This is a genomic window from Blautia sp. KLE_1732_HM_1032, from assembly GCF_025147905.1.
GTDB lineage: Bacteria > Bacillota > Clostridia > Lachnospirales > Lachnospiraceae > Blautia_A > Blautia_A fusiformis.
Window position 1 is genome coordinate 159,720 of the sequence record NZ_CP102266.1, and the last position, 18,721, is coordinate 178,440.

At 40.0% G+C, this 18,721-nt stretch carries 20 protein-coding genes, 2 pseudogenes and 1 riboswitch; of the genes and pseudogenes, 16 read left to right on the forward strand and 6 right to left on the reverse strand.

Annotated features, from left to right (window positions below; all coding sequences use genetic code 11):
- Positions 1-6: 6 nt before the first annotated feature.
- The 4 genes and pseudogenes from NQ489_RS00740 (at position 7) to NQ489_RS00755 (ending at position 3,800) form a co-directional block, all read left to right on the forward strand.
- Complete coding sequence (locus NQ489_RS00740) at positions 7-1,242, forward strand: tyrosine-type recombinase/integrase (protein ID WP_021651165.1); 1,236 nt, start codon at positions 7-9, stop codon at positions 1,240-1,242.
- 170 nt (positions 1,243-1,412) lie between these two features.
- Positions 1,413-1,886, forward strand: a pseudogene (locus NQ489_RS00745) (lysine--tRNA ligase); the annotation flags it as partial.
- 223 nt (positions 1,887-2,109) lie between these two features.
- On the forward strand, positions 2,110-2,562 hold the full coding sequence (locus NQ489_RS00750; RefSeq protein WP_015517515.1) for a VOC family protein: 453 nt from the start codon (positions 2,110-2,112) through the stop codon (positions 2,560-2,562).
- 215 nt (positions 2,563-2,777) lie between these two features.
- Positions 2,778-3,800, forward strand: coding sequence for a tyrosine-type recombinase/integrase (locus NQ489_RS00755; RefSeq protein ID WP_021651167.1), 1,023 nt, complete (start codon positions 2,778-2,780; stop codon positions 3,798-3,800).
- Between the two features lie 124 nt (positions 3,801-3,924).
- On the opposite strand, the gene NQ489_RS00760 is transcribed toward NQ489_RS00755, so the two are convergent.
- From NQ489_RS00760 to NQ489_RS00775, 4 genes are all read right to left on the reverse strand, one after another.
- A complete protein-coding gene (locus NQ489_RS00760) occupies positions 3,925-4,563 on the reverse strand; it encodes a DUF1847 domain-containing protein (RefSeq protein WP_044961330.1) in 639 nt (212 codons plus the stop codon).
- A 542-nt stretch (positions 4,564-5,105) separates the two neighbouring features.
- Positions 5,106-5,951: a MerR family transcriptional regulator gene (locus NQ489_RS00765; RefSeq protein WP_021651169.1), complete on the reverse strand. Its 846-nt coding sequence runs from the start codon at positions 5,949-5,951 to the stop codon at positions 5,106-5,108.
- A gap of 149 nt (positions 5,952-6,100) precedes the next feature.
- Complete coding sequence (locus NQ489_RS00770; RefSeq protein ID WP_004611564.1) at positions 6,101-6,301, reverse strand: helix-turn-helix transcriptional regulator; 201 nt, start codon at positions 6,299-6,301, stop codon at positions 6,101-6,103.
- Between the two features lie 84 nt (positions 6,302-6,385).
- Positions 6,386-6,886 (reverse strand): S24 family peptidase, encoded by a 501-nt coding sequence (locus tag NQ489_RS00775; protein ID WP_114002689.1) that lies wholly within the window; start codon positions 6,884-6,886, stop codon positions 6,386-6,388.
- Between NQ489_RS00775 and NQ489_RS17925 the strand changes: the two are divergent.
- Both NQ489_RS17925 and NQ489_RS00780 read left to right on the forward strand, forming a co-directional pair.
- Positions 6,860-6,961: pseudogene (locus tag NQ489_RS17925) on the forward strand (methionine--tRNA ligase subunit beta); the annotation flags it as partial. The gene NQ489_RS00775 and the pseudogene NQ489_RS17925 overlap by 27 nt on opposite strands.
- 282 nt (positions 6,962-7,243) lie before the next feature.
- Positions 7,244-7,513 (forward strand): DUF6462 family protein, encoded by a 270-nt coding sequence (locus tag NQ489_RS00780; RefSeq protein WP_173758432.1) that lies wholly within the window; start codon positions 7,244-7,246, stop codon positions 7,511-7,513.
- 88 nt (positions 7,514-7,601) lie between these two features.
- Here NQ489_RS00780 and NQ489_RS00785 read toward each other — a convergent pair whose 3' ends face one another.
- Positions 7,602-8,183 (reverse strand): TetR/AcrR family transcriptional regulator, encoded by a 582-nt coding sequence (locus NQ489_RS00785; RefSeq protein WP_021650919.1) that lies wholly within the window; start codon positions 8,181-8,183, stop codon positions 7,602-7,604.
- Positions 8,170-8,820 carry a DUF3786 domain-containing protein gene (locus NQ489_RS00790; RefSeq protein ID WP_156906908.1) on the reverse strand — a complete coding sequence of 217 codons (651 nt, stop codon included), beginning with the start codon at positions 8,818-8,820 and terminating at the stop codon, positions 8,170-8,172. Before NQ489_RS00790 ends, NQ489_RS00785 begins: the two co-directional genes overlap by 14 nt.
- A gap of 226 nt (positions 8,821-9,046) precedes the next feature.
- On the opposite strand from NQ489_RS00790, the gene NQ489_RS00795 reads away from it, so the two are divergent.
- The 10 genes from NQ489_RS00795 to NQ489_RS00840 all read left to right on the forward strand — a co-directional run bounded on the left by NQ489_RS00795 (position 9,047) and on the right by NQ489_RS00840 (position 18,720).
- Entirely contained in the window at positions 9,047-9,421 is a 375-nt protein-coding gene (locus NQ489_RS00795; RefSeq protein WP_015526677.1) for a GntR family transcriptional regulator, read from the forward strand.
- A 2-nt stretch (positions 9,422-9,423) separates the two neighbouring features.
- Positions 9,424-10,272 (forward strand): ABC transporter ATP-binding protein, encoded by an 849-nt coding sequence (locus tag NQ489_RS00800; RefSeq protein WP_044961130.1) that lies wholly within the window; start codon positions 9,424-9,426, stop codon positions 10,270-10,272.
- Positions 10,269-10,943 carry an ABC-2 transporter permease gene (locus NQ489_RS00805; protein WP_021650922.1) on the forward strand — a complete coding sequence of 225 codons (675 nt, stop codon included), beginning with the start codon at positions 10,269-10,271 and terminating at the stop codon, positions 10,941-10,943. Before NQ489_RS00800 ends, NQ489_RS00805 begins: the two co-directional genes overlap by 4 nt.
- Before the next feature lie 155 nt (positions 10,944-11,098).
- Entirely contained in the window at positions 11,099-12,457 is a 1,359-nt protein-coding gene (locus NQ489_RS00810; RefSeq protein WP_021650923.1) for an MATE family efflux transporter, read from the forward strand.
- 68 nt (positions 12,458-12,525) lie between these two features.
- Positions 12,526-12,699: riboswitch (cobalamin riboswitch) on the forward strand.
- A gap of 136 nt (positions 12,700-12,835) precedes the next feature.
- Positions 12,836-13,765, forward strand: a complete 930-nt coding sequence (locus NQ489_RS00815; RefSeq protein ID WP_049946984.1) for an ABC transporter permease — start codon at positions 12,836-12,838, stop codon at positions 13,763-13,765.
- A gap of 15 nt (positions 13,766-13,780) precedes the next feature.
- Positions 13,781-14,644: a nickel transporter permease gene (gene nikC / locus NQ489_RS00820; protein WP_021650926.1), complete on the forward strand. Its 864-nt coding sequence runs from the start codon at positions 13,781-13,783 to the stop codon at positions 14,642-14,644.
- The gene (locus tag NQ489_RS00825) at positions 14,625-15,416 is read left to right on the forward strand and encodes an ABC transporter ATP-binding protein (protein ID WP_021650927.1); all 792 of its coding nucleotides are present in this window, start codon (positions 14,625-14,627) and stop codon (positions 15,414-15,416) included. The genes nikC and NQ489_RS00825 overlap by 20 nt, the downstream gene beginning before the upstream one ends.
- A gap of 9 nt (positions 15,417-15,425) precedes the next feature.
- Positions 15,426-16,364 carry an oligopeptide/dipeptide ABC transporter ATP-binding protein gene (locus tag NQ489_RS00830; protein WP_021650928.1) on the forward strand — a complete coding sequence of 313 codons (939 nt, stop codon included), beginning with the start codon at positions 15,426-15,428 and terminating at the stop codon, positions 16,362-16,364.
- Between the two features lie 31 nt (positions 16,365-16,395).
- A complete protein-coding gene (locus NQ489_RS00835; RefSeq protein WP_021650929.1) occupies positions 16,396-17,964 on the forward strand; it encodes a nickel ABC transporter substrate-binding protein in 1,569 nt (522 codons plus the stop codon).
- Positions 17,965-17,967: 3 nt separating this feature from the next.
- Positions 17,968-18,720, forward strand: a complete 753-nt coding sequence (locus tag NQ489_RS00840; RefSeq protein WP_021650930.1) for a class I SAM-dependent methyltransferase — start codon at positions 17,968-17,970, stop codon at positions 18,718-18,720.
- The last annotated feature ends 1 nt before the right edge of the window (position 18,721 follow it).

Genomic DNA, 18,721 nt, shown 5'->3' on the forward strand with positions numbered 1-18,721 from the left:
ATTTATATGGCACAGACAAGAAAAGATCTGCGGGGCAGAGTCCTGCGGAAAGGTGAATCACAGAGACGTTCCGATGAGAGGTATGTATATACTTATACGGACCCACTTGGAAGACGTAAATATGTTTATGCACAAGACCTTGTAACGCTTCGGGAAAAAGAAGCACAACTCTTGAAAGATCAGATGGACGGTCTGGATATCTATGTTGCCGGAAAGGCTACTGTAAATTTTGTATTTGACCGTTACATGAGTCTCAAAAACAATCTGAAACCGACGACCAAGAGCAATTATCTGTATATGTATGACCGCTTTGTGCGAGATACATTTGGAAAGCGGAATATAGCAGAGATCAAGTATTCAGATGTAGTGCAATTCTATAATTACCTGGTTGAGAAACAAGAATTGCAGATCAATACACTGGAAACAGTTCATACGTTACTGCATCCGACTTTTCAACTGGCAGTGAGGGATGACATTATCAGAAAAAATCCTTCGGATGGTGTCATGGCAGAGTTAAAGAAAAATTTGGGTATGAAAACCGGTGTGAGACATGCACTGACAATTCCACAGCAGAGAGCATTTATTGAATATATTGCCACGCATCCGATTTATTATCACTGGTGGCCAATCTTTACCGTTTTTCTTGGAACTGGCTGTCGTATCGGTGAAGTGTTGGGATTGAGATGGGAAGACATCAATTATGAGAAGCGGATTATCTGCGTTAATCATAATCTGACGTATTATCCGGTAGGTGAGGATCGTGCCTCAGAAAATCACATTTCAACACCGAAAACAGAAGCTGGGATGCGGACGATTCCTATGCTGGATGCGGTAAAAGATGCTTTTGAAATGATCTGGGAAGAACAGAAAGAGAAAGGTTGGACGGATGCAGAGATTGATGGAATGACAGGATTTATTTTCTGTAACCGTTATGGAAATATAATGAATGCACAGTCAGTCAATCGGGCAATCAAGAGGATATCTTCTTCCTACAATGCGACGGAAGAAGTAGAAGCAAGAAAAGAGCATCGAGAGCCAGTGCTGCTCCCCAACTTTTCGGCACACAATCTGAGACACACTTTTTGTACAAGACTTTGTGAAAGAGAAACCAATCTGAAGGTTATCCAGTCGATCATGGGGCATAAGGATATTCAGACTACTATGGATATCTATGCGGAAGCGACCGAGGAGAAAAAACAGGAAACATTTGAACATTTGGCTGCAACAATGGATGTATTTTAAGAAGGGCTTATGAAGACTTCCATCTGACAACAGAAAGAACCAAATGACATCAAATTGACAACAAATATAATTTGACAATGGTTCATCATGAATAATGATGAAGAGAAGACAATTTAATAGAAACAGCCCAGCGAAGCGTTATGAAGAATAACGAAGAAATGCTAAAAAAATTCCCGACAATGAAGTCCCTGGACGCTGATAAGAAAGCTTCCAAGACTTCCGAAGCAGCTCCGGCAGCTACAGAAGTGAAAGCTGAGCCTGAAAAGATTGATTTTTCTAAGGTAAAGATTGAGCCTTTGTTTGAGGAAGCAGTTGATTTTGACACATTCAGCAAGTCAGATTTTCGTGCAGTAAAGGTTAAAGAGTGTGTTGCAGTACCGAAGTCAAAGAAACTGTTACAGTTTACGCTTGATGACGGAACAGGCACAGACAGAACCATTTTAAGCGGTATTCATAGCTTTTATGAGCCTGAAGAACTGGTTGGAAAGACGCTTATCGCTATCACAAATCTTCCACCGAGAGCTATGATGGGCATTGACTCTTGCGGTATGCTCCTCAGTGCTATCCACGAAGAAGAAGGCGAAGAAAAGCTCCATCTTCTGATGGTTGATGACCATATTCCAGCAGGTGCAAAGCTCTATTAAGATGATGTAAAGATGTACCGTTTTACCGAATAGACGGGACGTACTTCATTTGATAAAAACTAAAAAAACAGCGATTTACATCAAACTTACATCATTTGATGCAGAAATCGGTGCAAGCAAGAAAAAATCGCATAATTAGTACAATGAGTGGGCAATTCCAATCGGGATTGCCCATTTTTTAAACAAACAAAAATACATATCGAAATTTACAGGAGAAATATATATGGTTGGAAGAATTTATCATGTAGGACTAACGGTTTCTGATTTGGAACGCTCAATTGCATTCTACAGAGATGTCCTTGGGCTTGAGTTTCAAGGAGAGATTTTTATGGAAGGCGAAGAAACAGATAAAATGTTTCGTAGAGTAAATTGCAAAGCAAGGGTCGCTTATTTGAATGGCTCCAAGGCTGTTGAAGCACCGCCAGTTGAGCTGATTCAGTTTGTAAACAACGAAGTAAAGAAAGTTCCCTCTGATTTGTTTACAACATCTATCTCGGAAGTATGTTTCTACACAGATGATATTGATTCTGCTTACAAACATCTCGTAGATAATAATGTGGAGTGCTTGTCTGAACCGCAGTATTTCGATTTTAGAGCAGATGGATTTGGGGAAAGTAGAGCTTTTTATTTTAGAGACCCGGATGGAATCATTCTTGAGATGATGCAGCCGCTTTAATGAAAAATGGTAAGTACAGGAAAGCGGCAACTTTCAGTTTGTCAGGTTGCCCTTTGAGAGAGGAGAAATCCTTTTCTCAAAGGGCTTTTTCTATTTATACGGATATTCGCAAACTACAAGACAAAGCTAAAACTTCATATACTCTAAGCACAAGGAGGCCCCGGTTTGGCTATGAATAACAGTTTAGCAGAAGTACATCCGGAACTTGTTTCGGAGTGGTCAGAGAAAAACTTACCGCTTGGGCAAATATGAAAAGAGGGCTGAAGAATAATACCTTTGAAAATTACAAATATATGTACAATACTTTTGTGCGACCAGTGATTGGAAGTAAAAGAATATCAACGCTGAAGAAATCGGATATTAAGAAATACTACAATTATCTTGTTGATGAAAGAAATTTGAAGCCTTCAACGATTGATAATATACATACGGTTCTTCATCAGGTTTTACAGATTGCTGTCGATGATGACTTTATCAGAAATAACCCGTCAGATAATGTGTTGAGAGAATTGAAAAAAGCACATTGTTTTCAGTCGGAAAAGCGTAGAGCGTTGACGAAACCGGAGCAGGAGCTATTTCTGAATTTCCTGAAAACCCACCCTGTATATGAACACTGGTATCCGGTCTTTGCAGTAATGATAGGAACTGGACTTCGTGTGGGGGAAGTAACTGGATTGAGATGGTGTGATATTGATATGGAAAGTGGAATGATTGATGTTAATCATACTTTTGTATATTATGACCACAGAACCGAGGGAAGTAAAAGTGGCTGTTATTTCAATGTAAATACAGCGAAGACTCCGGCGAGTATGAGGCAGGTTCCAATGCTCGGTTTTGTGAAAGAAGCATTTGAACATGAGAAACAGAAGCAGGAAGATTTAGGACTTCATTGCGAGGTCACGATTGACGGATATACAGATTTTATTTTCATCAATCGTTTTGGTCAGGCACAGCACCAAGCCACACTCAACAAAGCAATCCGAAGAATTATCCGTGATTGCAATGATGAGCAGTTTTTGCACAGTGATGAACCTGATGTGTTACTTTCTCATTTTAGCTGCCACTCGCTTAGACATACATTTACAACAAGAATGTGTGAAGCTGGAGTAAATATAAAGGTCATTCAAGACGCACTCGGACATTCAGATATTTCAACTACACTGAACATCTATGCTGATGTTACAAAAGAAATGAAAGCGGAAGAGTTCAAAGGATTGGATAGCTACTTCAAAGTATAATATTGGACTTCACATACAGAAAGAGAACATACAGAGTGTTGTGTGTTCTTTTTTTCGTTGGATAAAAAGAGAAATGCTTGAATGGGATATCTTTATGTATCTTTAAACGCCCAAATTAGAAATATTACTCTTCTTCACTCTTCTTCAACTTCGAATAATAACTATCCGCAGTATAAAGCGCCGCCACCGGATTATGCCCCAATACACGGTCTTTCGTCACTGCTGTCGTAGTCAGTGCCTCGGAATATTTGTAAAACAGACTGTCATGCCCCACACAAAGTCCGACCACAACATTCAGGTCCGTCTTCGCCTTGTTCAGAAGCTTTGCCTGCAGGATCGGATTACACATATTCACACCGACACCTTCGCAGCATTCCGGGATGCCGACCGATGTCTTCTTCTGTGTTCCGGCTTTACAGCCGACACCATACACCTCAAAGCCATGTCTGCGCAGGATATCTGCCAGGATACGGCTTTCTTTCAACAATCCGACACAGGTTGCGATCCCGATCTTTTTCGCATTAATCTTCTTTGCAAAATCCATGATTTCTTCGACACGGGTATGTTTGCAGTAATTCTCATACTCTACTTCAGCTGCAGCGATTGTTACTTTGCGGTTCTCGTCTTCATTGTAGCATTCCATAGCTTCATTTAGAACTTCTTCATCCATGTGTGTTGTCAGACAGAAATCCGGATAGGTTTTATCCATTTTGTTGCAGCTTTTTACTGCGCAGTCGATACAGGACATGGCTTCTTTTTTCATTTTTTCACTCTCCTTTTGTATACCTTGGTATCTACAGAGGCCTGCCACTGGCAGATTCTCTAGATTAAGCTTTACTTTGTAAAATATCCTCTATTTACTTCATAATAACAAATACTTATACTACAGACAATGGTTTTCCGTTTTTATTTTCTTATTTTTTGTAGTTCTTTTCTATGAGAAACGTTCCCCGATTCAGGGTTGATTTGTCATGAATTGTCGATTCTGATTTTTGAAAAATTATTGAAAATTATCTTTTTAAACTTGAAGATATATAACAGTCTCTCTGATAGACCATCATCTTTGGATTTATACTATCATGTATAGGTTATTTCGTCAATCAAAACATTTATCCACTTCCCTCATTTCAATCCCAGCTCTTTCAATACCTCAGCCGAATACCAGCTACATGGAAGCCAATAAACCATGCAACAGCGGTTCTTTTATTCGCCAGTATATGCAATTTCTATCTCATAGCCGCCGTTCTCATAGTAGGCGTGGGAAAAATAGTATCTTATTGTTATTTCTGAAATATAAAATTTGAATCATAAAACTTCTTTCCCTCTCAAATCCATTTTTACCAAACCAACTACTAACAATCCAATAAAAATTGCCGTGTCCACAAATAACAGTACAACAACACTTTTTACCACTCCGAAAGTAAAAAGTATGGAGAAGATTTCCACTGACAACACAATAAAACACATATAATTTGTCAAATACTCTGTTATAATTTCTCCATAATAATTGTTCATCTGCAATTTCGCATAGATAAAAGGTTTTAATAAATAACGGATTATGATACATATAACAGGACAAATAAAAATCCAGTTTTTATTAACTAGGGATGTTGCCACTCCTTTACTCCATTGTACTGGAATTTCTGTCGGCAACTTAGAATAAGACAAAGCCCCAATAATCAAGCATAGTGCGGTAATCATAGTCCAGGTAAGCATACTTCCCCATATATACAAAAAGCTGACGGAATCCAGTTTGAAAACAGTTCGATTATCTTTCCAATAGTCATGCAAATCTGTTACATATTGTTCTACCTGTAATTTTTCATAACTAATACTTTCTTCATCCAGCATTTTTTCGCACATGAGTTTCGCCTTATTCAAATCAGTAATCTGATTTTTTAATACTTCCCTTTGCTTCTCAAGCATTTCCTGCAATGTTACTTTTTCGGATATAATACTTCGTATATCTTCAATAGAAATTCCCAATGTACGTAGATATGCAATCTTCTTTATATTTTCCACATCATTTTCAGAATAATCTCTATAACCATTACTTTCATTTCTCGAAGGCTCAATAAGTTTTTCCTTTTCATAAAAACGGATATTAGAACGGGATAAACCTGTTCGCTCTTCTACGTCTTTTATAGTCATATTATGCCCTCCTTTCGAGCAACTCTATTTTACTTAATAATAAGCTATAAACAAGGTTTACAGTCAAGCATTTATCAAAAAACTATAGTTGTTGATAAGGACATGAAAAGCTGTCCAAAATAGAAGGTGAACCGGATTGCTGCTCCGACTCAATCTTCCACGTGGAATACATCTTCCACCAGCATATTAAAGTATTTTGATATCCGCAGCATAAATTCGGCAGATGGGGTGCTGTCCCCACGTTCTATCCTGCCAACAGTTTTGGTGCTGTATCCGATAGCAGCGGCAAGGTCATCCTGGTAAATGCCACGCTGTTCCCGGATTTCTCTGATATTATTGGTAACCGCCATAAAAATCCCTTCTTTCAGTTCTATAGATATTTTCTTTTTGTCAATTATGCAAAATAATGTGTCCAATAAAAAGGACTTGCAATTTTATCGGCAATGTCCTGTAATAGCAGAAGCATCAGATTTTCCAAGAACTTTTCCAAATATGTCTAAGCGGTCATTTTCACTAACCTTGATAGGTGCATACTTTTCATTAAGAGAGATAAGGAAAATTCCGTCTTTATCGTTTTGTAATTTCTTAATATAGGCTTCTCCGTTAAGAGCGAAGATGCCGATTTCTCCATTAGCAACAGATTCCTGTTGTAATACCCATGCAATCTGACCATCATGGAATTCAGGTTCCATACTGTCACCACTAATACGGACACCGAAAGTAGTATCTTCCGGCAGGATAGATTCATCTATGCGTACAGTCTCTTTCGGTCCGTCTACAAGGAAGTTACCGGTTCCGGCTGATACGGCATTTTCAAAAATATCAATGCTACGGAATGGAATTATCTTAGCAGTCTGCTTTTCATACATTCCGGATGCGTGGAGCAGATTGATATAATCCATAGCTTTTGCGGTATGCTCCTCAGTGCTATTCATGAAGAAGAAGGCGAAGAAAAGCTTCATCTTCTGATGGTTGATAACCATATTCCGGCATGTGCTAAGCTGTACTAAAATTAAATATAAAATATCTAAAACCATGATGTCAGACCACAGTTGACAACAATTTGACAACAAAATTTGGGATAATAATGAATCGTTATGAAGCATGACGAATTTCAGGTGAAAGGGCACAGGTTTGAGAATGAAATCAAAATTGATTCACTGGATCAATGATTGATATGCATGACAACAAGAGCACTTCTTAGAGTTAATCTGAGAGGTGCTTTTTTTTCGCACTAAAAAATATATCCCGGCAGTCAACTTCTGTAAAACAGTGAATTACGCGAAAATATCATGGATAAAAATTATAAACCAATCACAAGTATGAAGGAAGTATCGGAGCAGCTTAGAAAATTGCGCCGACAGTATCTGCGTTATCAACAGGCAGAGATTATTTACAGTATTTCTCATAAGAAATTATTTGAACTTGCCAGTGATGCAGGTGCGATTTACAGAATAGATGGAACCGTATTGATCAACTGGGATATTTTTGATGCCTATCTGGAACAATTCCATGAACTGGCGACAGGAAAGGATAAGGTGGTGTATGGGATATGCACGTAAAGATGTAGAGAAAACAAAGAAAATGGCAAAGAAATTTGTACGCTATCAGGAAGGGGCAGAGCTTTACAGCATTGGACTGAAGTTCCTCTCAGATTCCATGAAATGCCCGGTATTCCCGGTACATTTCAATCATATTTTTTTTTGCATTTTTCAAATAAGAAGTATCGGCGCTGATTCGTCCAAGAAGAAAATATCCCTGATAGATAGAAAGCATGCGCTGCGAAAGAATTTTTGCATGATCTGGAGACAATCCGGAGCATAACAATACTTCCTGAAAAATCTGCTCAAATTTTTTCAGTCCTTCCATAAATACAGATGCAACTGCAGGCTTGCTAAGTGCTGTTTCCATGCCCATCACCGCATACGGGCAGCCTGCAAATGTTTGTCCATTTGTCCTTTCAGATAAAAAATCAAAGATTTCTTCAATAAAACTTTCCCAGTCATTTCCCTGAGAACTATTTTGAAATTGTTCCAGTAAGATTTTTTGATAGTATTCCGTTACCGCTGTTGCCAGGTCATCCTTGCTTTTGAAATAAAAATAAAAAGATCCTTTTGGAAGGTCTGTTTGTTTGAGAATTTCGCTGATTCCAGTAGCAGAATACCCATTTTTCCAAAATAATTCAGCAGCACACTCGATCAGGCGTTGTCTGGATTCTTCACCTTTTTTCAATTCGCATTTCCTCCTTCAGTCTGGAAAACAGATGTGTAAGTGCAAACATAAGCGTTTCATAATGCATGTAATCTAAAGTATTCCTATCTGCAAGAATTTGAAGACTTGCCGGGAACTCGTCATCAGCTTCCCAGAAACGGATGATAATCGGCAAAAAAGGAAAAAGATTTAATTTAAAAGCAACATCTCCTTTTTCCAGTTCCTTTCCGGAAAGTGATATACAGGCATTACGCAATTCAACGGTTTTTCCGTTAAAAAAGTCAGCGGTATTCTGAAAAAATCCTCTGTTCGGCGAGAGATTTCCTGTTCGGACAGAGGAAAGGCTGTTTATATTTACAAATTCATGTGACAGATGGCATCTATCCTTTGAATAACATAAAACATCATAAATAGTCATTGCTTCATTATGATTGGCTTCATGAACTATTTCAAAATCATTATCTGACCACTGAACACTTCCCGTTTTTCGGTTAATACGATAGGTACGGTTAATAAAAGTAATATATAACCAGTCAGAATTGTAATCTAATGAATATTTATGTATCATTGTAGCCTGATCATATTGCAGGAAAACATGTGCCATTGAAATTTTTGTTTTATCATAATTATTGATAGCTTTCGTCATATATTTCTCCAAGAATATTTTTGTTGTAGTTATTTACAAAATAGACTAATCGGTCTATAAAGTCAATACATTTTGCGTAACAAATAAAAATTAATGATCATGAAAAGTAAATGACTAAGACGTCCCATACCTTCTAATGGCAGATGACAGAATCCCGGCAGTCAACTACTGCAAAACAGTATATAACAGTTGACAACAGTATTACACTGTTATATACTGTTTGTAACAGGAGGGACATATGAAGATTATAATCAATAATACATCGATGGTACCAATTTATGAGCAGATCATGGAGCAGATCAAGGCGCAGATCATCTCCGGAGAGTTAAAAGAAAATGATATATTGCCGTCCGTGAGAACAATGGCAAAGGAACTGAAGATCAGTGCACTTACTGTGAAGAAAGCATATGACAATCTGGAAGCAGAGGGCATGACAGTCACAGTTCATGGGAAAGGAACGTATGTAGCGGCTTCGAATACACAGCTGATGGAAGAAGAGCGCAGGAAAGAGGTTGAGGCGGATCTGGAAGCAGCAATTCAGAAGGGAAGGCGCTGCGGAATGAAGGAGGAAGAGATCCGTTCGTTGTTTGAACTCATCATGGAGGATGAATGATTATGTTGGAGATCAAAGGAGTAAAGAAAAGCTACGGTGAATTTCAGTTAGACTGTTCGTTAAATGTAGAAAAAGGAAGAATCACCGGTCTGGTTGGAGAGAACGGAGCCGGTAAGAGTACTTTGTTCAAGGCAATGCTCGGACTCATTTCTTATGATGCCGGTGAGATAAAGATCCTGGGAAAAATACCGGAAGAGTTAAGTGAAAAAGAGAAAGAAGAGCTGGGAGTTGTCCTGGCAGAAACCGGATTCAGTGGATACTTGAAAGGGAAAGATGTTGAGGCAGTCCTTGCCAAATTGTATCCAAAGTTTGAAGCAGAAAAATTTCATCAGATGTGTGAAGAATATCAGATTCCGTTGGATAAATTTATAAAAGAGTACTCAACAGGAATGAAAGCAAAGCTGAATCTGATCATTGCATTGACACATCAGGCAGAATTCCTGATGCTGGATGAGCCGACAGCAGGGCTTGATGTCGGAGCGAGGGAAAGGATGCTGGATATTTTAAGAGAGTATATGGAAGAAGAGCCGGAGAGAAGTATCCTGATCAGTTCACATATTTCTTCGGACTTAGAACATCTGTGTGATGACATTTATGTGATACATAAAGGAAAGATCATACTTCATGAAGCGATGGATACGATTCTTGAAAAATATGCAGTGTTGAAGGTCAGTGAGGAACAATATCAGGCAGTGGATAAAAGGTATCTTTTGAAAGAGAAAAAAGAGTTTTTTGGAGTTGCCTGTCTGACGAACGAGAAGCAGTATTATATAGAAAATTATCCGGAAATCGTAGTAGAGAGCGGATCACTCGATCAGGTGATCCTGATGTTGACAGGGGGCGAAAGATGATGAAAGGAATCAGAGGGCTTTTGGAAAAGGATTTTCGATTGTTTTTTCGACAGGGTGGTAATCTTTTTTTGGTGTTAGTGTTTGTAGCATTGTTTTTTATACTTACAGGAAAAACGGCAGCTGCTTTCATTGCAATGTATATCCCATCTGTTCTGGCGATATATTCAGGTAATACGATCAGTTATGATGAAAATGGCCATGGTTACACATATTTATTTTCTTTACCCGTAAATAAAAAAATATATGTCAGAGAAAAATATATTTTTTCCTTTATCATGACAGCATGTGGATGGTGCATTGGAATGATCTGTGCAGGAATTATGGTACTCATAAATCCTGAAGAGGTGTTTGATCTGGAAATGCTGGCAATGGAGTTGATCACATTTTTTGTGTTTCAGGCAATTGCGGGAATTATGATCGCGATCAGGATAAGGTTCGAAGGAGAGAAAGGGCGAATTGTGCTGCCAATCGCAATTTTAATTATTTTTGCGATTTGTTATACAATTAGATCTTTTGTGAAGACTAACTTGGGATTAAAAGAAAGTATTCTGCATATGATAGGGGGAATAGGGGATTTTGAAATCGGGATTGCCCTCATTGTGCTAAGTCTGCTTATATGGTTTGCTTCGTATAAGTATAGTATGAGCACCATGAAGAAGAAAGAGTTTTAAGATAGGCGTGGCAAAAATGATCCATTAAAAATAATGATTATAAAGATGTAATAGCTACCAAAAATATGAGAAAAACTTTGTGAAAAAATAGGCTTGTGTTTCGTAAGAGTCCCTTGTAAAATAGCGGACAAGGATGAAAAGAAAAGGAGATTCTTATGGGAACCAATGAAAAAGATATGACTGCCGGATCTCCCGGAAAACTGATCATAACTTTTGCCATACCAATGATGCTTGGAAATATTTTTCAGCAGTTTTATACAATGGCAGACACCATGATTGTCGGACAAGTGGTAGGAGTTGAAGCACTGGCGGCAGTAGGTGCCGGAGATTGGCTGGTATGGCTGGTGTTGGGGATCATGACAGGTATCACACAGGGTTTTTCTATTCTTGTATCTCAGTATTATGGAGCAAGGGAAAAGGAAAATCTGAAATGTGCAGTAGCGAAAAGCTATATCATGACAGCATTACTGTCTGTGGTCGTACTCGCAGTAAGTGAAGGTACAGTTTATCATGTTCTTTTATTTTTACAGACACCGGATAATGTCATTGATCTGACAATGCTATATTTGCGGCTGATCTTTGCGGGAATCCCGATCATAGCTGCTTATAATATATTTGCAGCGATCCTTCGGGCACTTGGAAACAGCAGATCTCCGTTGATCGCAATGACAGTGGCAGCAGTGATCAATGTGGGACTGGATCTGTTGTTTGTGGCGGTTTTTGGCTGGGGTATAGCCGGAGCAGCAGTGGCGACTGTTATCGCGCAGGGATTTTCTGCCTTGTACTGTTTGATCGTATTACGTAAAATCCCGGATATCCGCCTGGAAAAGAAGGACTTTTACAGGCAGCCCTCTATGAGTTTGCGGCTTTTGGAACTGGCGGTTCCTCTTGCAATACAGAATGTGATCATCTCCGTGGGAGGACTTGTGGTACAGTATGTGATCAATGGATTTGGTTTTCTGTTTGTGGCGGGATTTACGGCATCGAACAAGCTGTATGGGGTTTTGGAGATGGCTGCCGTTTCATATGGATATGCTATTACAACCTATGTGGGCCAGAATCTTGGTGCAAAAAAATACCAGAGGATTCGAAAAGGCGTGCGCAGCGGCACTTATATGGCAGTGCTCACTTCGGCTTTCATTTCCGGCATGATAGTACTGTTTGGACGTAATGTACTGTCCTTGTTTGTATCCGGTGAACCGGATCAGACCCGACAGGTATTGGATATAGCATATAAGTATTTGTTTATTATGGCTGTCTTTTTGTGGGTGCTGTATCTGCTGTATGTGTATCGTTCCGCTATCCAGGGCCTGGGTAATACTTTGATTCCGCTTGCCAGTGGCATTGCAGAATTTATAATGCGTGTCAGTGTTGCGCTGCTGCTGCCAAAACTGATCGGTGAAGATGGAATATACTATGCAGAGATCTGTGCATGGAGCAGTGCAGCTGTTTTATTATTCGTAAGTTATATGATCATTATACGGAAATATAAAGAAGTCACCGTTCATACATAATGTTATATTTGACAAAAAACTATTTATATAAAAAGAAAAGTATGATATTATGATACTTACAACTATGAAAATTGAATAGTCAGAAGGGTGTACAAAGTACTTAATAAGGAATCTGGTGAAATGCCAGAACAGCCACCGCTACTGTGACAGGGACGAAAACCAAAATATCACTGGAGAGATCCGGGAAGATGGTAAGTAGGAAGAACTGGAGTCAGGAGACTTGCCTTTTTGACAGAAGAATTCTGATTCGGATGGGATACAGAAGGAATAAGCTCTGCCTGAGGTAGAGGTTTGTTTTTTGTGCTGATATGATGCTGGATCATATCAGCTTTTTTTATTTTAACCGAATAAACAGATGAAAAATGAGGAGAGATGAAGATGGGAAAAGTAATTGCAAAGCGTTTTATATTTATGATTCCGGTAGTGCTGGCGGTTACATTTATTATTTTTATGCTGAGTTTTATATCGGCAGGTGATGCTGCCAGAGTGCTGGCGGAGAAAAAATATGAGCATCCGTCACCGGAGCAGGTAGAAGAAGTACGGCATGAGGAAGGACTGGATCAGCCGGTGCTGGTACAATACGGGAAATGGCTGGATCAGGCACTTCATGGCGATTTTGGAAAATCATATTCTACCAGAAAACCGGCTTTTGACGAATTAAAAAGATATTTCCCACAGACATTTAAACTGGCAGTTACTTCGTTTTTATTGTTGATGATCGTATCAATCCCTCTCGGGATTTTGTCGGCAATTTATGAAAACAGAGTTCTGGATAAAGTCATTCGCATTTTGTCATCCCTCAGTGTATCTATGCCGTCTTTCTGGATCGGTCTGATGCTGCTCTATATATTTGGAGTAAAGCTAAAAGTGATTTCCGTGATCGGAGGAGATGCCGGAGGCATCCCGATTCTTGCGGCATTTGCCATGGATATCAGTTTCTTTGGAATTATGACGAGATTGATCCGTACCAATATGATACAGGTGCTGAAGCAGGATTACATACGTGCCAGCAGAGCTAAGGGATTGTCATCTGTAAATGTAATTTTGCGTCATGGTCTGAAAAATATTCTGATTCCTGTGCTTACACGTCTGGTATCAATTGTGATCGGTTTTTTCTGTGGCTCAGCTGTGATAGAAAGTATTTTTTCAATTCAGGGAATCGGAAATCTGGCATTGAAATCCGTGATCTCAAAAGACACTCCGGTGCTGCAATGTTTTATCTTTATTCTGGCTGTTGGCATTGTAGTATTAAATTTTCTTGTGGATATCGCCTATTCTGCGATTGACCGGCGAATCCAGTTAAAGTAAAGGAGAGATCATAGAATGGGAAGCAGAAGAAAGCAGAAAACAGAAAAAAGCATGATCCAGAATCTGTACTGGAAACAGGTATTCCGGTCACCGAAAACAAAAATAGGATTGATGGTGGTCATAATTTTTGCATTGGCAGCTATTTTTGCACCTGTACTGGCGCCGCATGATCCACTGCTTGTGGATGTTTCGATAAAATTAAAGAATCCGTCGGCGGCATATCCTTTAGGTACTGATCAGCTGGGACGATGTATTTTATCAAGACTTCTCTGGGGCAGCCGGTATTCACTGAGCTATAGCTTTACGGTGCTTCTGATCACCGTATGTGTCGGGGTGCCGATCGGATTGTTTGCCGGATATGTAGGTGGAAAAATCGATTCCATAATTATGAGGATCATTGATGTATTTATGGCTATGCCGGTCTTTATTGTGGCACTTGCCATTGCAGGAACCGTAGGAGCCAGCGGCGCTCATCTGATTCTGTCCTTATCGGTCGTATCCTGGGCAGAATATGCAAGGCTTGCCCGAGCATTGACACTTCAGGAAAAAAATAAAAATTATATGACCGCACTAAAAGCCGGCGGCTGCGGCCACGCAAGGATCATATTTAGGCATGTATTGAGAAATATCCTGCCATCTGTGATCGCACTGGCAACAATGGAAATCGGTTCGATCATTCTGTCAATTGCCGGTTTTTCCTTTATCGGCCTTGGTGTGCAGGCACCGACACCGGAATGGGGGATCATGCTCAGTGACAGTAGAAGTTATATTCAGACTTATCCAAGACTGATGTTTTATCCGGGCATACTGATCATGATCATTGTTCTGGCATTTAATTATCTGGGGGAGGGAATACAGAATGGAACAGCCCAAAAATGATGTTCTAAAGGTAAAAAGACTACATGTGGAGTTTCAGACTTCTCACGGAATGGTTCATGCAGTAAAAGATGTCAGCCTGGAAGTAAAACGCGGAAGGATCCATGCTCTGGTGGGAGAAAGCGGAAGCGGCAAGTCAGTTACCTCTCTGACGATCATGAATCTGCTTGCAGGAAATGGAAAGGTGATATCCGGAGATGTGACACTGAACGAAAAGAGTCTTCTGAAGTTATCAGGAAAAGAAAAACGACAGTTATACGGAGACAGGATCGGAATGATCTTTCAGGATCCGACCGCTGCTCTCGATCCGCTCTTTACAGTTGAACAACTGCTTCTGGAAGGACTGAGAAAACATCGCAGAATGAGCAAAAAACAGGCAAGGGAAGCAGCGTTGGAAAGTCTGCGGATGATGAATCTGCGTGATCCGGAAGAACTGATGAAGAAAAAACCTTACGAATTGTCTGGTGGTATGTGCCAACGTGTTATGATCGCCATTGCCATGTCCATGAAACCGGATTATCTGATCGCAGATGAGCCGACGACAGCCTTGGATGTAACCGTACAGAAGCAGATCCTGGAAGAAATCTATCAGCTATCCAGGAAAGAAAATCTGGGCGTGTTATTTATTACGCATGATCTGGGTGTGGTGGCAGAGATCGCAGATGATGTTTCGATCATGAAAGACGGCGAAATAGTGGAAAACGGAACGGTTGAAGAGATCTTTTATCATCCGCAGCATTCATATACAAAAAAACTGTTGGATGCAGTTTTATAGGGGAAAAGTATGAGTACGTTACTAAAGACAGAACATTTAAAAAAATATTATGGCAAGAAAAAAATTGTGAAGGCAGTGGATGATGTAAGTCTGGAAATCCACGCAGGATCATCCATGGCTCTGATCGGTGAAAGTGGAAGTGGTAAAACTACATTCGGAAAGCTGATCGCCGGCCTGGAGAAACCTACAGATGGAAAATTCTGGTTTCAGGGACAGGAAATGCAGGATTTGTCTGAAAAGCAGTTTCGTCCATATCGCAAGAATCTTCAGATGGTCTTTCAAAGCAGCAGCGGGGTATTTGATCCCGGTTATACCATTGGAGAAAATATTCTGGAAATTTTGAAATTACATGAAAAACTGCAAGAGGGTGAGTATGAAGAGCGAGTAAAGGAGGCTTTGATCCAGACGGGTCTTGATCCGGATATTCGCAACCGTTATGTTGGACAGATTTCAGGAGGTCAGTGTCAGAGAGCTAATATTGCGAGAGCATTAGTATTAAGACCGGAACTTGTGATCTGTGATGAACCGGTATCCAGTCTGGATTATTCCATACGAAAGCAGATCCTGCATCTGTTAAATGAGCTGCAGGAAAAATATGAGATGACTTATTTGCTGATCACTCACGATCTGTCCAATGTTCCATATCTCTGCAAAGAGGTGGCTATTATGTATCAGGGACGCGTGGTCGAGTTTATCGATCATACGGACAGTTTAAAGGAGACTGCCGTACATCCTTATACAAAAGATCTGTTTGATTCTATTCCGGTAAAAGAACCGAAAATGCGAAGAATCGGATCACAGGAAAAGAAAATATTTTCAGATACCATCCCGGAACAGGGATGTCCATATCAGAACCGATGCAGAGGATGCACAAATATATGCAGAGAGCACATCCCGGAATTGACAGAAATTGAGACAGGACATTTTGCGGCATGTCATATGCTGTAAAATATAAAACAAACACAAAGGAGAGGAAGAAATGAAAAAAAGACGTGTAGCAAAACTGGTAGCATTGAGCATGGTGGCGGCAACTTTGCTGACAGGTGTTAATGTACAGGCAAAAGAGGAAAAAGTAGTTACGGCAATGACCTCCATTGATCTGACGCCTGAACTTTGTGACCCGGTAAAAAGTGGTCCGGATTTTCGTCTTTATGAAATGATCTATGATCCTCTGGTACGTTACGGAGAAAATGGAGAAATCAAACCGGCATTGGCAGAATCCTGGGATATCAGCGAAGATGGCACAACCTATACGTTCCATTTAAGAAAAGATGTGAAATTCTCGGACGGCACAGAGTTTAATGCAGACAATGTGATGTGGAATTATAACAGATGGGTGGAACAGGATGTGATCGGTAACTTTTCAGCCAAACTGGAAAATGTTACAAAGGTAGATGATTATACTGTAGAATTTAAGTTCGCAGAACCATGCTATACACTGCTGATCGAATTCAGCTATCCAAGACCATTCCGTTTCACCTGTGAAAGTGCACTGGATGAAGACGGAGAATTTTGTCAGGAAGTGGGTACCGGAATGTGGATGATCGACAGTTATGAAAGCGGTCAGGAGGTTGTCCTGGTACCAAATCCTAATTATTACGGTGAGAAACCAAATATTGATAAAGTAGTTCTGAAACAGGTGGTAGATGGTGATGCCAGAGTGATGGCACTTCAGAGTGGAGAGGCAGATCTGAATCTTCAGGATATTCCATCCGAAAGCTTCAGTATTATCCAGGCAGATAAAAATTTATCGACAGAACAGCAGGTTTCCACACTTTCTTACTATCTGATCGAAAATTATGATACACCGGCGCTTCAGGATATAAACGTACGTCAGGCACTGAACTATGCAACAAATAAAGAAAGCATTGTAAATGATCTGCTGGATGGTTACGGCAATCCGGCAACCGGCCTTATGTCTCCGACAGTTCCTTATGTAACAGAAGAAAACAGCAAGGGCTATCCATATGATCCGGATAAAGCAAAGGAACTGTTAAAGGAAGCAGGATATGAGGATACAGACGGAGATGGTATTGTAGAAAAAGACGGAGAACCACTGAGCCTCAGACTGGTATTCCAGACTGAAGAATATGCTTCCTGGAAGTCACTGTGTGAATATCTGAAATCTGAATATGAGAAGGTTGGTGTGGGTATTGAACTGGTAGAAAAAGAATCTGCAGCTTACTATGATGAAATCTGGAACACCAGAGACTACGATCTGTGTATTTACCGCAGCTATGAAGACTCCTGGATGCCTCATGGTTTCCTGAAATCAATGTTCTATGCGGAAGATGGAGCAAAGGCAGTAAACTGGTACGATGAGGAGCTGAACAAAGATCTCGGAGAAGTATTAAAAACACAGGATGAAGAAAAACGTACGGAATTATACGATAAGATCCTTACACGTATCAATGATCAGGCAGTAACAGTGCCGCTGTATTATCCGAACCGTGATTATATCTATAATAATACCAGACTGACCAATGTAGAGCTTGCACCGACTGCCTATGAAGGCATTAACTGGGCAACACTGGATGTAGTGGAGTAAAAAATGTTTGAAAAGATCGAGAATAAATGGACAGAAGATTCCGGTGATTATGATGATATGATCCAAAAACAATTGAGCAACAAAAGAACGGTATCTCACTGGACAAAAGAATTAAAAAGACTTCTTGGACCTGAGCCCCTTCGTATTTTAGAAGTGGGCTGCGGCCCGGGTTTTATGAGCATCATAGCAGCGCGTCTGGGACATGATGTAAAAGCGATCGATGGTTCATCAGGAATGGTAGAAAAAGCCAGAAGGAATATGCGGCAGTATCATCAGCAGGTGGAAATCTGTGAGGAAGATGGTGTAACTTTGCCATTGGAACAGGAACAAAGCTATGATGTGATACTTTCCAGAGATGCGGTATGGACGTTGTATGATCCGGAAAAAGCTTTCAGGCGCTGGAAGGCTGTATTAAAACCAGGTGGAAGGATCATTTATTTTGATGGGGACTATCGGACCGTCGAACCCACATTAAAAAATAAGATCCATATGAAAATTGCTGATTTTCTTATTTATGTTACAGAAAGAAAAACATATGGATCTGACGTGAAGGAAAACAGCGGAATTTATGAAAAGCTGCCATTTACATCGCAGAAGCGTCCGGAAGCGGACTTTCAGATATTAAAAAAGGTACGCTTTGCCAGGATTCAGATCAGAGAGAACCGCTGGCTAAACAGACCATGGACGATGGATTTCTGGAAATACGGATATCAGGGAAAAAAATTTATTGTAGTAGCCACAAAGAAGGAGAAGTGAC

Excerpts from the sequence above, each read along its gene's own strand:
- NQ489_RS00740 (WP_021651165.1), top strand. The coding sequence starts at position 7 with ATGGCACAGACAAGAAAAGATCTGCGGGGCAGAGTCCTGCGGAAAGGT.
- NQ489_RS00750 (WP_015517515.1), top strand. The coding sequence starts at position 2,110 with ATGGTTGGAAGAATTTATCATGTAGGACTAACGGTTTCTGATTTGGAA.
- NQ489_RS00760 (WP_044961330.1), bottom strand. The coding sequence starts at position 4,563 with ATGAAAAAAGAAGCCATGTCCTGTATCGACTGCGCAGTAAAAAGCTGC.
- NQ489_RS00765 (WP_021651169.1), bottom strand. The coding sequence starts at position 5,951 with ATGACTATAAAAGACGTAGAAGAGCGAACAGGTTTATCCCGTTCTAAT.
- NQ489_RS00770 (WP_004611564.1), bottom strand. The coding sequence starts at position 6,301 with ATGGCGGTTACCAATAATATCAGAGAAATCCGGGAACAGCGTGGCATT.
- NQ489_RS00775 (WP_114002689.1), bottom strand. The coding sequence starts at position 6,886 with ATGAATAGCACTGAGGAGCATACCGCAAAAGCTATGGATTATATCAAT.
- NQ489_RS00780 (WP_173758432.1), top strand. The coding sequence starts at position 7,244 with ATGGATAAAAATTATAAACCAATCACAAGTATGAAGGAAGTATCGGAG.
- NQ489_RS00795 (WP_015526677.1), top strand. The coding sequence starts at position 9,047 with ATGAAGATTATAATCAATAATACATCGATGGTACCAATTTATGAGCAG.
- NQ489_RS00800 (WP_044961130.1), top strand. The coding sequence starts at position 9,424 with ATGTTGGAGATCAAAGGAGTAAAGAAAAGCTACGGTGAATTTCAGTTA.
- NQ489_RS00805 (WP_021650922.1), top strand. The coding sequence starts at position 10,269 with ATGATGAAAGGAATCAGAGGGCTTTTGGAAAAGGATTTTCGATTGTTT.
- NQ489_RS00810 (WP_021650923.1), top strand. The coding sequence starts at position 11,099 with ATGGGAACCAATGAAAAAGATATGACTGCCGGATCTCCCGGAAAACTG.
- NQ489_RS00815 (WP_049946984.1), top strand. The coding sequence starts at position 12,836 with ATGGGAAAAGTAATTGCAAAGCGTTTTATATTTATGATTCCGGTAGTG.
- nikC (WP_021650926.1), top strand. The coding sequence starts at position 13,781 with ATGGGAAGCAGAAGAAAGCAGAAAACAGAAAAAAGCATGATCCAGAAT.
- NQ489_RS00825 (WP_021650927.1), top strand. The coding sequence starts at position 14,625 with ATGGAACAGCCCAAAAATGATGTTCTAAAGGTAAAAAGACTACATGTG.
- NQ489_RS00830 (WP_021650928.1), top strand. The coding sequence starts at position 15,426 with ATGAGTACGTTACTAAAGACAGAACATTTAAAAAAATATTATGGCAAG.
- NQ489_RS00835 (WP_021650929.1), top strand. The coding sequence starts at position 16,396 with ATGAAAAAAAGACGTGTAGCAAAACTGGTAGCATTGAGCATGGTGGCG.
- NQ489_RS00840 (WP_021650930.1), top strand. The coding sequence starts at position 17,968 with ATGTTTGAAAAGATCGAGAATAAATGGACAGAAGATTCCGGTGATTAT.